10 protein-coding genes and 1 pseudogene are annotated in these 13,517 nt (G+C 58.0%); 3 read left to right on the top strand and 8 right to left on the bottom strand.

Translation table 11 applies throughout. The features are described from left to right. Positions 1-525 precede the first annotated feature (525 nt). The 8 genes and pseudogenes from CHB75_RS19940 to CHB75_RS19970 all read right to left on the bottom strand — a co-directional run bounded on the left by CHB75_RS19940 (position 526) and on the right by CHB75_RS19970 (position 9,826). Entirely contained in the window at positions 526-1,143 is a 618-nt protein-coding gene (locus CHB75_RS19940; protein ID WP_089273763.1) for an MAE_28990/MAE_18760 family HEPN-like nuclease, read from the bottom strand. A gap of 36 nt (positions 1,144-1,179) precedes the next feature. Next, positions 1,180-2,286, bottom strand: coding sequence for a DUF262 domain-containing protein (locus tag CHB75_RS19945; RefSeq protein WP_089273765.1), 1,107 nt, complete (start codon positions 2,284-2,286; stop codon positions 1,180-1,182). Positions 2,287-2,792: 506 nt separating this feature from the next. Then, positions 2,793-3,008, bottom strand: a complete 216-nt coding sequence (locus CHB75_RS22565) for a DUF6880 family protein (RefSeq protein WP_425439526.1) — start codon at positions 3,006-3,008, stop codon at positions 2,793-2,795. Further along, positions 2,948-3,082 (bottom strand): annotated as a pseudogene (locus tag CHB75_RS22570) (DUF6880 family protein); the annotation flags it as partial. The pseudogene CHB75_RS22570 and the gene CHB75_RS22565, both read right to left, overlap by 61 nt. A 342-nt stretch (positions 3,083-3,424) precedes the next feature. Then, a complete protein-coding gene (locus CHB75_RS19955; protein ID WP_089273767.1) occupies positions 3,425-4,090 on the bottom strand; it encodes a DUF938 domain-containing protein in 666 nt (221 codons plus the stop codon). A 321-nt stretch (positions 4,091-4,411) separates the two neighbouring features. Then, a complete protein-coding gene (locus CHB75_RS21475) occupies positions 4,412-4,774 on the bottom strand; it encodes a hypothetical protein (RefSeq protein WP_141135158.1) in 363 nt (120 codons plus the stop codon). Between the two features lie 806 nt (positions 4,775-5,580). Continuing rightward, positions 5,581-6,492: a response regulator transcription factor gene (locus tag CHB75_RS19965; protein ID WP_217898816.1), complete on the bottom strand. Its 912-nt coding sequence runs from the start codon at positions 6,490-6,492 to the stop codon at positions 5,581-5,583. Then, entirely contained in the window at positions 6,479-9,826 is a 3,348-nt protein-coding gene (locus tag CHB75_RS19970) for a hybrid sensor histidine kinase/response regulator (protein WP_089273773.1), read from the bottom strand. The genes CHB75_RS19965 and CHB75_RS19970 overlap by 14 nt, the downstream gene beginning before the upstream one ends. 248 nt (positions 9,827-10,074) lie before the next feature. On the opposite strand from CHB75_RS19970, the gene urtA reads away from it, so the two are divergent. The 3 genes from urtA to urtC all read left to right on the top strand — a co-directional run bounded on the left by urtA (position 10,075) and on the right by urtC (position 13,508). Next, the gene (gene urtA / locus CHB75_RS19975) at positions 10,075-11,346 is read left to right on the top strand and encodes an urea ABC transporter substrate-binding protein (RefSeq protein WP_089273775.1); all 1,272 of its coding nucleotides are present in this window, start codon (positions 10,075-10,077) and stop codon (positions 11,344-11,346) included. A gap of 90 nt (positions 11,347-11,436) precedes the next feature. Next, positions 11,437-12,363 (top strand): urea ABC transporter permease subunit UrtB, encoded by a 927-nt coding sequence (gene urtB / locus CHB75_RS19980; protein ID WP_089273777.1) that lies wholly within the window; start codon positions 11,437-11,439, stop codon positions 12,361-12,363. A 14-nt stretch (positions 12,364-12,377) separates the two neighbouring features. Beyond that, on the top strand, positions 12,378-13,508 hold the full coding sequence (gene urtC, locus CHB75_RS19985) for an urea ABC transporter permease subunit UrtC (protein WP_089273779.1): 1,131 nt from the start codon (positions 12,378-12,380) through the stop codon (positions 13,506-13,508). Positions 13,509-13,517: the final 9 nt, after the last annotated feature.

Here is a 13,517-nt window from a genome sequence, read left to right on the forward strand (position 1 = left end):
TTCGATGCTTTCATGTGATTCCGCTCCTTTCCCAGCCAGGAAATCGTAGCGGGAAACTCCAACTTCAAACGGTCCAGTTTCCGGGGGGCAGATCAAATTCCACCTCGCAGCCACCGCCCAGAACCTCCGGAAGCTCGCAAAGCTCCTGCCGCCACCACAAATCGCCTGCTGAAGAGGGGCGGGTTAACGCGCGCTCAATCTCGGGGGACACCCACCGCGGCTACCGGGCCGAGTTTTTCAACGGAATAAGCCCTTTAGTGACATTCGTGCCAAGAGTTGCATGGGGTCGCACCAATGGCCCGAAGGGGCTGTATGCGGAAGTTCACCACGAACGCATTCTCTCCTTTTTGATACAGCGGAAGCGGTCATTCCGTTGTGAACTAAGTCCATGACGGTAATTTTCTTCTGTCTCAGCTTGCCCCTCACCGTGAATTGTTTGGCCCACCTGAAACCAAAGGTGGGGCAGAAGTGGCAATCGGTTGCGGCGGCATTCCGTAGGCAACAAAAAGGAACCAAGATACGAAGTTAGCCAATTCTCTTGTAGCCCTCTTGCGATGCTGCGTTCTCGATGTCCGTCTTGTAGAGCCGCATAAGAATAAGGATGTCATCTACTAAGGTTGAAAAGTCGCCTCCCTCAATATCTAGAAATTCGCCATGTGCGACCTTGTTTCGTCTCTCAACTAAACTGGAGTCAATCAAATGAAACCTTGTTTCATAGGGAGTGGTATCTATGTCCAATGACCCAGCAATATTACTGAACACTTTGGAAGTCAGGTTGGAATCAGTATTGACCGCAGAGGTGATTTGAAGCGTCGCCGTTTCATCCATCTTTGAGAGGATGAAATCCATAGCTTCAATATTAGGAAGAGATTTTCTGCTCTCAACGAGAGTATGGATTTTTCCTTTTAAGCCAAAAACCACAAAACAGGACTTTAGGTCGCGATATCGCAAGGCCCTGCTTTCTACGTAGCTGAGATAAATCTCAGAGGAGCTCTTTATGAAGCCTTCCCAGTGAGCATAGAGAAGCGCCACCCCAGCACGTATGTATGGCTTGCGTTGGGGTCCGTTTTTTCCGGCACCAACTTTGAAAACACCGATTTCCTTAATTCGCCAAGCCATCTCTTGGTCTAGGGCAGTCTGCATCTCATTGAGCGTTCTAACCTTTCCCACAGCACGACCTCACGGCTTCATAAGGCGTTTAGCAATTGGCAAGAGTTTTGAAAGGCGTGTCGTACCGCGGATTCCAGCACCAGAGTATTTTGAATAGGTCTGGTCATCCTGAAGCGCCTGCGCTTTCGCAACTAGGCACTTATTTCTATCTTTTGCCGTCATTGCTTCTAGGGCAGGCAAGTTCTTAGACACACCTATAGAAATGACCTCGAAAAGCGACATTAAGAACTTACCAGTGAAATCCGTACCATTCCACCTTTGGAATGCGGATTGGCCAAGCGCTGCATCAAGGTAATCAAAAGTTTTTTTGAAAATAACCCCCTCTTTTCCCATGTCCAAGCCTTTCTCAGAAGCAAGTTGAAACAAGGCATCATCGAGATACTCGTGTACATCCATTCCACTTTTATATGGAAGTATACGGAAAGCTAAGAATCGCAGGACTAACTCTGTTCCAGCTTCTTGATCTAAAGCGGTATCCGTTTGACGTGTTGTGTGAATAAAACTTGTGTGTTTTGAAAGGTCACTCATCCATTCATAGAAATCTTTGTTAACAGATACCGCGATGCTGTTTCGGACTTCCTGCTCTGAAAGGCTCACTCCACCAGTATTTAGCCTTTGGAAAAGCTCATACTTGGCCGAGTCAGCGCTTTCTGATTTAAGTATCTCGACTCTTATCCGGGTGCGTTTGATTTCTATTTGTAGCTTGCTTCCTAAACCGTCTTTAGCCGTCTTATTAGACGGATTCCACCGTTTCCCATCTAGACTAGGCAGAAATCGCGTTCCATTGAGCACTAAAACACCCAGATCCTCTGCGCGATCTCCGCCAAGGTCTCCCGTAAGTTGTAACACTGTAGAAATGCGCTGAAGACCATCAATCAGCTCCCAAACCCCATCTTCATCCTGGAAAACAAATATCGGGGGAATTGGTATGCCAAGGAGCAGAGACTCGATGAAACGTGTCTTCCGCTGGTCATCCCACCGAAACAGGCGTTGGAATACAGGGTCAATGACCAACTCTTCGTCTTTGTAGAGATTGATTACCTCTCCCACTGACATTTCGTAGCCGTCCGTGACGACTTTCTGTCGAGCCTTTTGTACCTCGTCAATCAATGTCATGAGCGTTCAGCCCCCTTTTCCCAAATATTATTCGAGAGCTTAGCGATCAGCTCAAAGAACCGCCACCCCATCTACGGCCAAGACATTTCTGGCCGGCAACTCTATTTGTGCACATCGTTGGTCTACGCCTGTAGCTTAGTCTGCAAAAAGCTTGGCAGCAGTAGGTCGGGAAGCCCCAACTCTGTAATCGTTGCGAACGACCCCTTTGAAGGGCTGCGCCGTAGCATCTGACTTATTTGAGAGACGGCCGGTTAGAGCCGGTCAGGTTCCGAAGAGCGACCACAGTTCGCAACTTTGCAGCGGCAGCTACCTGCGCATTGCTGTCGCCTGTGCATGCTGCAGCATCTCTGGATGCAACATGGCCTCTGTGAGCGTCGGCTTTAGGGAAGGCGGGCGTGGTATGTTGCGCGTGCAGCATCAACGTCGCTGCGCCAGGCACAAATGTCTCGAATGGGCTGAATCTGGCCGTCCGCCACACGCGTCACGAGTGCCCGACTGGGCCGAAGTTACGAATCTGCCAAGTGCCAGCACCCATGTTTTCGGCCATGTTTCTGCTTGAGGACCTCAAGAAACTGCCCATGCGAGGGAAGATCGCCATAGTCCTCGATGCCGGCATCGCAGGACTGACATTCGGCAAGGTGGCGCGCCGCGTGGCGATAGCGGTTTCGATCATGCCCAACAGACCCTCCAGATCCTTGACCAGCGCCCGTTGCTTGCGCCAGTCGACAAAGCAGGTCGCGCGCCGCAGCGATGCGAAGCGTTTGCGCAGATCGGCGGCAACTTCCTGGGGACCTTGGGCGGCGCTAAGTTACATCCGCGCGCGGCGTTGAAGGGCGGCGAGCTTTTCCGCGCCCACCTTTTGGAGGTTGGCCTGGTTCTGGGTCTTCTTGGACATGGCAGCAGGTATGGCCTTTTTGCGGTGTGTCCGCCTGAGAATGTCGCACAGGTCTTGCAGCGACAAGCCCTGCTGACCGGTTCCAACCGCCTGAGGTTGCCAAATGGCGGCCGAGGACCGGCGCCTCGCGCCGTTCGCTGGAGCTAGGAACGTGGCATGCTTCAGGCTCTCTATGGTGCGCTTGGGAACCACCGTTTCGGGGATAAGGGGGCAGTGGATTCGAGGATGCCGGTGCGGTTTGCCTCAGGGGTGACGATAAACAAGCAGGCGGTTGTTTGTCGGCATTTCACGCGCCGGTTCAACGAGGAATCCGTGTGCGGAGGCTATCGCGTCCACTGCCTCGCGGTCGCGCAGGCCCCAAAGCGGGTTCCGATTGCGCAGATCGGCATCGAAGGCGGCGTTGCCATGCCCCGTGAAACCGCCGCCCTCGTTGAAGGGGCCATAAGTCAACAGAAGCCCGCCAGCGACGAGCCGCGCCGCAGCGCCTTTGACGAGGCCCAGCGTCGCCGACCACGGGGCGATGTGGGTGAGGTTCGCGACGAAGACTGCATCCACAGGCGCACCGGGCCACGGCGGCCGGTCGGCGTCGATCAGCACAGGTGGCAGGACGCGATTGGCGAGGTCCGGGCAGAGCGCACGCCAAGCCTCAATGGCAGCGAGGCCATCCGCAGTCGCTTCGCTCGGCGCCCATGTCACCTGCGGCAGGGCGCGCGCCATCCACAGGGCATGCTCCCCAGAGCCCGAGGCGACTTCAAGCACGGTGCATTGCTGGACAGGAAGCAGTTCGGCCAGCGCCTGTCGGATCGGCTCCCGGTTGCGCACTGTCGCAGGGGCGTGCCTGAGGTCAGAATACGATGCCGCGGTTGCTGCGGGATCGGCCAGTGGATCCTTGGGCACGAAGTCGGACATGATGGGCGTTCTCCCTGTCGTTTATATTGCGGATTTCCATCGCCCCGGGTGCGACAGCTAACCCTACGGCTGTGCGATGAGCAATTCGACCCGGGTTCTGCCTGCGTCGGTTTTTTTGATTTTGGAAGTTGATCGGATACATGTGGATAACCTCGGGCTCTGCCGTGGTGCCTGGTTTCCAAGCGCCTAGTGTTGGTGATGAAGGACGGCATTTTGCCGTGCAGCATCAAGAGGAAAAATATGCCCCGGGTCCCTCACTTCTCTGATTCCAATATCCTTGTCCAACTGCGGGACCACATTGCCAGAACGGGTCAGATCCCGTCAAATGCGGAAGCGCGCGAAGTCCTTAGCGGGCCGGTCGGGAATGGACGCCTCTGCCGCCTGATGCAAGAAGTCCGGAATACTCCCTGCGATGCGCGAAGTCATACTCGCCAGGATGCCGACGACCGCGCGCCGATGGCGCGGCGGATTGCAACGCTTGTTGCCGAAGACATCGACGGACGCGAATGCCTTCACCGGCCCCTGTTGGCGGCACACCGTCGTGCCATCAACGACGCGCTGGATGGCTTGGAAACGGCATGCACCGCGCATGATGCGATCGTCGCTCCGTTGCTGCTGAGAATTGCGGATCTTGAAGCAAGTGATTGTGCCGGGGTGGCCAGGTAAAGCGTGTAGTGCTGGCACGCTTGATCCTGACTATGGCCAGGTGAGAACGGTGCGGTGTGATCCTTCTCGGACCGACCACCCTGATTTCATGCAGCGTGATATCCTGCTATTGTGATCGAAAATAACAGAAAAATAATATGTACCCCTGACACATCATCCTCTCAGCGAAATTCGGTAGCAACAATTTTTGAAGTTATCGGCGCGTGCATCCGATGCTGCGAATTCATTGAACGCCCTTATTCACCTACGTGACACCGATTTTCTTTGCCTGACTACTGGATAATGTTCGATCTCCTTTGAATTGATGTGACTATCTTCCAGCCGTCGTTTTGCGCGATCTTTATCTACGAAGCCGGGGGAGCGACTGGAGTAGCAGCGAGGCCCCCTGAACGGACCCGTAAGACAGGAAGATTGCATGGGACACAGGACGACACGCGATGAAAAAACCGTACCGAGACGTGTCCATGCGACCGACGCCGAATGGCAGCGTATCCAGACGTCGGCGGTTCGAGCAGGGCGTTCTGTCTCTGCCCATGTGGTCGCCTCGGCATTGAATCGGGTCACCGTGTTCAACATCACCGCAGGGCCGCAGCCGGGCCCAGCGTCGTCGCGGCATTGAAATCACAGCCCATCAAGGCACCGCATGCGCGTGTCGAACATGACTGTCAGTTGTCTGGGCGTCCCCTGGGGAACATCATTCACACGCCCTGATTTTGCCCGTGCGCATGGCCTCGAACTGCCGTGGCGATGAACTCGGCGAAGGGACGGATGTTATCACGCAAGCCACCAATGGAGAGGCATCAAACTGCGACTGGCGCAGTTCCTCATTCCGTGTTGAGCACACGGTCAGCCATGACGGCGGCGGCGGTGCGGTTGTCCACGCCCATTTTCTGGAAAACCTGTTCGAGGTGTTTGTTGACCGTGCGGGCGCTGAGGCTGAGGATCTGGGCGATGTCGCGGTTGGTCTTGCCCATCGACAGCCATTGCAGCACCTCGCCTTCGCGGGCCGTCAGCGAGAATGCCCTTTCGAGCAAGCGTGCCGGGGAGCCGGCCTTGCCGCTGTTGAGTTTGACCAGCACCTCGCGGGAGGAGGCAAGGCCCAGAAAGGCGATGGTAAGATCGCCATGGCTGAACAGGTCGATCTGGGAGGCGGGCAGGGCAGAGCAGTCGCGCAGCCACAGACGAAATTGTTGATTGTCCGCGAGCGTCGGCGCGCCCGTGTCACAGAGGGCGGAGAGCGTGGCCTGCGCCTTGGGGCTGCCCCAGAGGGGGCGTCCATTGCCATCGAAGGCCATGACAGACCGGCCCGAGGTATCGAGCGCTTCGCGCGCGGAGCGGATCATCTTGGCATTCATCACGTGGATGGTGATGCGCGCCAGCAATTCCTCGATCATCACAGGTTTGGTGATGTAGTCGACGCCTCCGGAGCGCAGCCCTTTGACGATATGTTCCGGTTCGGTGAGGCCGGTCATGAAGATGATCGGCGCCAGCGTCGCATCGGGGCCGGATTTGAGGCGTCGGCAGGTTTCGAACCCGTCGGGGTCGGGCATGACCGCATCCATCAGAATCACGTCAGGCCTAATGCGGTTGGCCAGATCGATCGCCGTCAGGCCGTCACGGGCGACCAGCACGGTGATGCCGTTTTCCTCCAATGCGGTCGAGACCATCCCGAGCGTTTCCGGGTTGTCGTCCACCACCAGGGCGATGTTGTGGCGTTCGGGGTCAAGTGACGACATCATGTGACTCCAGTTCCAAGATCACCTCGGCCATGTCAAACTGCCCGGCGGCGCGGCGCAACCGGGACAGACCGGCACCGCCCAGAGCGCCGGAGGATTCCAGTGCGTCGATCATTTCGGTGACATGACGGGCGCGGCCGTCGCGGGCATAGCCGATCAGCGTGGTCCGTTCCGTATCGGTCAGTCGGACCACATCGGTTTGCGCCTTGAAGGCTTCGGGGCTGGAAATCATTTCAAGTCGCAAGAGTTCTCCGATCCGGACAAGGAGATCGTCCAGGTTGTAGGGCTTGGCGAGGAAAGCGTCGCAGAGTTTGAGTTCAGGCGCGGGTTTTTCAGCGTCCATTGCGTGACCCGAGATCATCGCGATAGGAGTGGAGCGATGCGCCCCGTCACGCAGCATCTGGGCAAGGTGCCAGCCATCGTGGCCCGGCAGGTCAATGTCGAGGATAAAGAGATCGGGGGCGATATCCTCGATCATCTCAAGCGCCTGTTCGGCGCTCGATGCCAGAAGTACGGCAAAACCGATGGGGGCGAGAAAAAATTCCACCAGTTGCAGGTGGTTCAGGTCGTCGTCGACCACCAGGACCGTCTTGCGCGCGCCCAGATAGCCGGTGACCGATAGGCTGCGGGCCTCAGTGGCTGTGGGCGCGGGCGCGTGCAGGCTTGTGACCGGAACCGATGGCAACATCAGGCGGACGCGGAAACGGCTGCCCACACCGGGGGTGGAGTCGACCTCGATTTCGCCACCCAGAATTTCGACGAGCAGCTTTGTGATGGTCAGACCCAGTCCCGAGCCGGCCACGGAGGGATGCAAGCCGCGTTCGAACGGTTCCCAGATGCGGGGCAGGCATTCAGGAGCGATACCGATGCCGGTGTCGGTAACGTCGATCACCGCAACTTCGTTGCGATAGCTCAGGTGCAGGCTGACCGAACCTGCAGTGGTGTAGCGCAGGGCATTGGACAGCAGGTTGATCAGGATCTGGCGCAGTCGTTTTTCATCGAAGGTGATCCATTCCGGCAGCTTGCCGGCGGTGGTCAGCGCGAAAGCGATGTCCTTTTCCCGCGCCAGTTCCTGAAATATCGAGGTGACCTGATTGAGAAACATCCGGAGGTGAATGCGGTCGCGCGATATTTCCAGACGCCCGGCCTCGATCCGGGAGATGTCGAGCAGGCCTTCGATCAACCCGGCGAGGTGTTCGGACGATCTTCGGATCGTGGTGACGGAGGTGCGTCTGTGGGGCGGCATGCTCGGATCCTTTTCCAGAATCTGGGCAAAGCCGTAGATCGAGTTCAGCGGAGTGCGCAGCTCGTGGCTGAGGCCCGTCATGTAACGGGTCTTGGCAAGGTTGGCGGCTTCGGCCTTTTCCTTGGCCTGCTGAAGTGCGCGGTCGGTGCGGTCATGGGCGCGTACTTCGATCAGAAGACGCTCGGTCTGGCGCTCTGCCTCGTCCCGTGCCTTGTGCTGAGAGTCATTGACGAGGATGTACATCCAGACAGTGATACCGATGACGATGAGCACCATGCAGAAGATCACAGACAGGATTGCGTCGAAATTATCGGCGTATCGGAACGAGCGCACCAGGATGAGCAACTGGGCAAAGATCGTACCGATGATCGCCGTCGCAATGAGGAAACGCGACAGCGGCGACATCAGGGCAGTGGCGACATTTGCAGGCAGGCGATCCTTGAGCAGGCGGGACGCGACAGAGGTGATGCGGGCCTCGGGCTTGCAGGCATCACGGCAGGCGCTGTCCAAGGTACAGCAGAGCGAACAGATCGGTCCAGAGTGAAACGGGCAATGGGTCATGTCCTCGGCATCGAAGCTGTATTCGCAGATCGAGCAGGTGCAATCTGTGTCCGTCAGTTTCGGGATCGGACGGGCAATGTAGTATTTGCCGCCGGTCCACCAGGCGATGGCGGGGGCCAGCGCAAAGGAACTGAACAGCGCGAGGGGCGCGGACATGGCCTGAACCAGATCGCCAAAGGCGCCGCCATAGGCCGCGAGCGAAACCGCGCAGGCTGTGGCCATGGCGCCGATGCCGACGGGGTTGATATCATAGAGATGCGCGCGGCGGAATTCGATGCCCGGCGGGCTCAGGCCGAGGGGTTTGTTGATCACGAGGTCGGCCACCAGCGCCCCGATCCAGGCAAGTGCGACGTGGGAATAAAGCGCCAGCGTGCTTTCCAGTGCGCCGAAGACACCCAGTTCCATCAGCATCACGGCGATGGCGACGTTAAAGACCAGCCACACCACCCGCCCCGGGTGCGAATGCGTGAGCCGCGAAAAGAAGTTCGACCATGCGATGGAGCCGGCATAGGCGTTGGTAATGTTGATCTTGAGCTGGGACAGGATCACAAAGGCCGAGGTCAGCAAGAGCACCAGCCAGGGTGAGGAAACCACTTCGGAAAAAGCTGCGTGGTACATGCGGGTTGGGTCCGATGCCTCTGACATCGGCACACCGTTGCGCAGCGCCAGCGTCACGAGGTAACTGCCCGCCAGCATCTTGAGCACACCGAGAACGGACCAGCCCGGACCTGCGGCGATCAACGCTACCCACCATTTGCGCCGTTCGCTTTTTGTGCGTGGCTCAGGAAGGAAGCGCAGGAAATCAACCTGTTCGCCGACCTGCGCGATCAGCGAGAACACCACGCCGGCGGCCGCGCCCAGCATGATCAATCGGCCGGTCTGGCTTGTTGCTTCGGGAACGGAACCGGTGAAATTCGACCAGCCGTCAAGATCATAGCCGACGAAGGCCAGCATGATGAAGGGCGTGATGTGCAGTACGACCCAGAGCGGCTGTGTCCACGCCTGAAAGACGGAAATTTTGGAGAACCCGTTGATCACAAGCGGGATTACCACCAGCGAAGAGAGCAGGTAGCCAACAACCAGCGGCACACCGAGGGTGAATTCGACCGCGAGGGCGAGGATCGCCGCCTCGAGCGCAAAGAAGATAAAGGTAAAGCTGGCGTAGATCAGAGAGGTCAAGGTTGACCCAATGTATCCGAAGCCGGCACCGCGCGTCAGCAGGTCGATATCAACGCCATAGCGCGCCGCGTAATAGCTGATCGGAAAGGCCGTTAGAAATAGGATCGCGCCCACCAGCATGATCGCGGTGATGGCGATGTCAAAGCCGTAGGTGAGGGTGATCGCCCCGCCGATCGCTTCGAGGGCGAGGAACGAGATCGAGCCGATCGCGGTGTTTGCCACCCGGGCAGAGGACCAGTTGCGCGCCCGCCGCGCGGTGAAGCGCAGCGCGAAATCTTCCATCGTTTCATTGGCGACCCAGCGATTGTATCGTCGTTTTTCCTTGGTCGCGCGGTATGTTGTGGCCATCGGATGCCCCCGGCTTGTTTGATTTCCGGCATGAATGCAAGACGGCTCAGGCCGCAGCGTTCGGAGTCCTCCCGATCCCATCAAGGCTCATCCTATGACCAGAGCTACAGGGTAATTTCGCGCAGCTACATACGTTAATTGACGTATACTGCGATGCAGCATTCTGACGGACAGTTGGCAGGCACAGCGTAAAAAAGCTGACCAAAAAACAGACGAAATCGCCAACCAACCCCCGACAAGGAGCTGACATGACTGATCGAAAAATCCCCAAATCGCTCGCCGGACCAAGCCGCCGCGCCTTCATGGCCGGATCGGCCGCCATGACCGCGTCGCTGTTTGCCCCAAAGGCGCTGTTCGCGCAGGATTACCCTACAGCCCAGATCAATACGACCGGTCTGGCCGTCACCGATGATACTGTCACCATCGGCATCCTGCATTCGGTGACCGGGACAATGGCGATCTCGGAAACCGGATCGGTGCAGGCGGAAAAGCTGGCCATCGAGCAGATCAATGCTCAGGGCGGCATCCTGGGGCGCAAGATCGAATACATCCAGGAAGACGGCGCATCCGACTGGCCGACCTTTGCCGAAAAAGCGCGCAAGTTGCTGGTCAACGACAAGGTGGCGTCGGTCATGGGCTGCTGGACGTCTGCCAGCCGCAAGGCGGTCCTCCCGGTGTTCGAGCAGAACAACGGCATGCTCTACTATCCGACCTTCTATGAGGGCCTCGAAGAGTCGCCCAACGTTATTTACACCGGTCAGGAAGCGACACAGCAGATCATTGCCGGTCTGAACTGGGTGAACGAGACGAAGGGCGCCAAGTCGTTCTATCTGCTCGGGTCCGACTACATCTGGCCGCGCACCTCGAACAAGATCGCGCGCAAGCACATCGAGAACTTCATGGACGGCTGCGAGGTCGTGGGCGAGGATTACTATCCGTTGGGCCACACGCAGTTCAACTCGGTCATCAACAAGATCCGCCTGAAAAAGCCTGACGTGATCTATGCGATCGTCGTTGGTGGCTCCAACGTAGCGTTCTACAAGCAGCTCAAGGCGGCCGGCATCGACATGACCAAGGAAGCGCCGATCGTTCTGACGATTTCCGTGACCGAGGACGAAATCCGCGGCATCGGCGGCGAGAACATGGAAGGCGCCTATGCCTGCATGAAGTACTTCCAGTCGCTCGACAACGACAACAACATCGCCTTCGTGAAGGCCTTCAAGGACATGTGGGGCGAGGACATCGTCATCGGCGACGTGACGCAGGCTGCCTATCTGGGCCCCTGGCTCTGGAAGGCAGCGGTGGAAAAAGCCGGTTCGTTCGACATCGACAAGGTGCGCGAAGCCCAGATCGGCGTCGAGCTGGAAACCGCGCCCGAGGGTTACGTCAAGGTCCACGAGAACCATCACCTTTGGTCCAAGACCCGCGTTGGCCGTGCCAAGCTGGATGGTCAATACGAGGTGGTTTTCGAAACCGCCGATCTGGTCGAACCCAACCCGTTCCCCGAAGGTTACCAGTAGGCCTTTGGCGTCCGGAGCCGTGTGATCCCGTACGGCTCCGGGCAAAAAAACCCACAAAAATTCCGTTCGTTTTTCCACGAGGAGACGTCGATGTTTTCCGATTATTCGATGAGCGAGCTTGGCGCGATCTTTGCCATGCAGGGCTTTGCCGGGCTGATCCTGTTTTCGGTCTTTGTGCTGATGGCCCTGGGCCTTGCGATCATCTTTGGCCAGATGGGCGTCATCAACATGGCCCATGGGGAATTCATGATCCTCGGGGCCTATGTCACCTACCTCACCTCAAATCTGTTCGCGGCCTGGCTGCCGGGCGTGTTCGGGATGTATTTCTTTGTGGCGATGATCCTCGCCTTCATTGCCTCGGGGGCGCTGGGGCTGTTCATCGAATGGGCAATGATCCGGCATCTGTACAAACGGCCGCTGGACACGCTGCTCGCCACCTGGGGGCTGAGCCTCATCCTGCAGCAAGTCTATCGCAGCGTCTTTGGCGCGCGCGAGGTTGGGGTGAGCATCCCTGACTGGATGATGGGGTCACTGCCGGTCACCGACATGATCGAGGTGCCGATCAACGGGATCTTTGTGATGGTGCTGGCGACCGGAATTTCTCTGGCAGTCTATTACATGATGTTCCGTTCCAGCTGGGGTCTTCAGGTGCGCGCAATCAGCCAGAACCGGGTGATGGCGGACGCGGTAGGCATCAACACCGCCTGGACGGACCGTCTGACCTTTGGCATCGGGTGCGGCGTTGCCGGGGTGGCTGGGTCTGCCTTTACGATGATCGGATCGACCGGTCCAACGGCGGGGCAGCTCTACATCGTCGACACCTTTCTGGTCGTGGTCTTTGGCGGCGCGGCAAGTCTGCTGGGCACGATCGCCAGCGCGTTTTCGATCAGTCAGGCGCAGTCGATCATGGAGTTTTTCCTGTCCGGGTCGATGGCCAAGGTTCTGACTCTGCTGGTGGTTGTGGGGATCCTGATGATCCGTCCGCAGGGCCTGTTTACCCTCAAACTGCGCAAGTGATCGGAGGCTGATCCATGGAACGCTCTTCCAACCGTCTGTTCACGACCCAGGACATCCTTGGCTTTGCCGTCCTTGCCGTGATCATCTTTATCGTTCTGCCGATGGCGCTGGACAGTTTCCGCCTCAACCTGTTCGGCAAGTACCTGACATACGCCTTTGTCGCGGTCGGCCTTGTGCTGTGCTGGGGTGCCGGTGGCATCCTGAGCCTGGGGCAGGGCGTGTTCTTTGGCCTCGGCGGCTATTGCATGGCGATGTTCCTCAAGCTTGAGGCATCGACACCCAAAAACACCGCGATCCAGTCCACCCCCGGCATCCCGGATTTCATGGACTGGAACCAGCTGACCGCGCTGCCATGGTGGTGGGAGCCGTTCAATTCGCTGTTCTTCACCATGATCGCGGTGGTGGCAGTGCCGGTGGTGTTCGCACTGATTATAGGTGTCGCGATGTTCCGCCGTCGGGTGGGGGGCGTCTACTTTGCCATCATCACCCAGGCCTTTGCGGCGATCCTGACGATCCTGATCATCGGCCAGCAGGGCTTTACCGGCGGGGTCAACGGCATCACGGACCTGCGCACGCTGCATGGTTGGGACATCCGCACCAACGACGCCAAGGAAGTTCTGTATTTTGTCAACGCCGGGCTGCTGTTTGCCTGCCTGCTGATTGCGCAGTTCGTGCGCAAGTCCAAGCTGGGCCGCCTCTTGATCGCCATGCGCGACCAGGAGGATCGGGTGCGGTTCTCGGGCTATGACGTGGCCAGCTTCAAGATCTTCATCTTCTGCCTTGGTGCGGCCTTTGCCGGCATCGGTGGCGCGATGTTCACTCTACAGGTCGGGTTCATGTCGCCCACGCTGGTCGGGATCGTTCCGTCGATCGAGATGGTGATTTTCTGCGCCGTCGGCGGGCGGCTGTCGATCCTGGGGGCGGTTTATGGCGCGCTGCTGGTGAACTGGGCCAAGACCTCGTTGTCGGAAAGCTTTCCCGAGTTGTGGCTGCTGGGTCTGGGCGGATTGTTCATCGCGGTGGTGATGGTCTTTCCCAACGGTCTGGCGGGCGTTTACGCCGAACATATCGCGCCACGTCTGAGCGGCCTTTTTGGTGGCAAGACCGGTGCGGCGAAATCCCCAAAAGAAACCCCTGCGGAATAGGTGTCGGCG

This window comes from Puniceibacterium sediminis, from assembly GCF_900188035.1.
Lineage (GTDB): Bacteria > Pseudomonadota > Alphaproteobacteria > Rhodobacterales > Rhodobacteraceae > Puniceibacterium > Puniceibacterium sediminis.

What these genes read in the sequence shown, in the direction of transcription:
- urtA (WP_089273775.1), top strand. Translation starts at nt 10,075, where the DNA reads ATGACTGATCGAAAAATCCCCAAATCGCTCGCCGGACCAAGCCGCCGC.
- CHB75_RS19970 (WP_089273773.1), bottom strand. Translation starts at nt 9,826, where the DNA reads ATGGCCACAACATACCGCGCGACCAAGGAAAAACGACGATACAATCGC.
- CHB75_RS19965 (WP_217898816.1), bottom strand. Translation starts at nt 6,492, where the DNA reads ATGTCGTCACTTGACCCCGAACGCCACAACATCGCCCTGGTGGTGGAC.
- CHB75_RS19945 (WP_089273765.1), bottom strand. Translation starts at nt 2,286, where the DNA reads ATGACATTGATTGACGAGGTACAAAAGGCTCGACAGAAAGTCGTCACG.
- urtB (WP_089273777.1), top strand. Translation starts at nt 11,437, where the DNA reads ATGTTTTCCGATTATTCGATGAGCGAGCTTGGCGCGATCTTTGCCATG.
- urtC (WP_089273779.1), top strand. Translation starts at nt 12,378, where the DNA reads ATGGAACGCTCTTCCAACCGTCTGTTCACGACCCAGGACATCCTTGGC.
- CHB75_RS19940 (WP_089273763.1), bottom strand. Translation starts at nt 1,143, where the DNA reads ATGCAGACTGCCCTAGACCAAGAGATGGCTTGGCGAATTAAGGAAATC.
- CHB75_RS19955 (WP_089273767.1), bottom strand. Translation starts at nt 4,090, where the DNA reads ATGTCCGACTTCGTGCCCAAGGATCCACTGGCCGATCCCGCAGCAACC.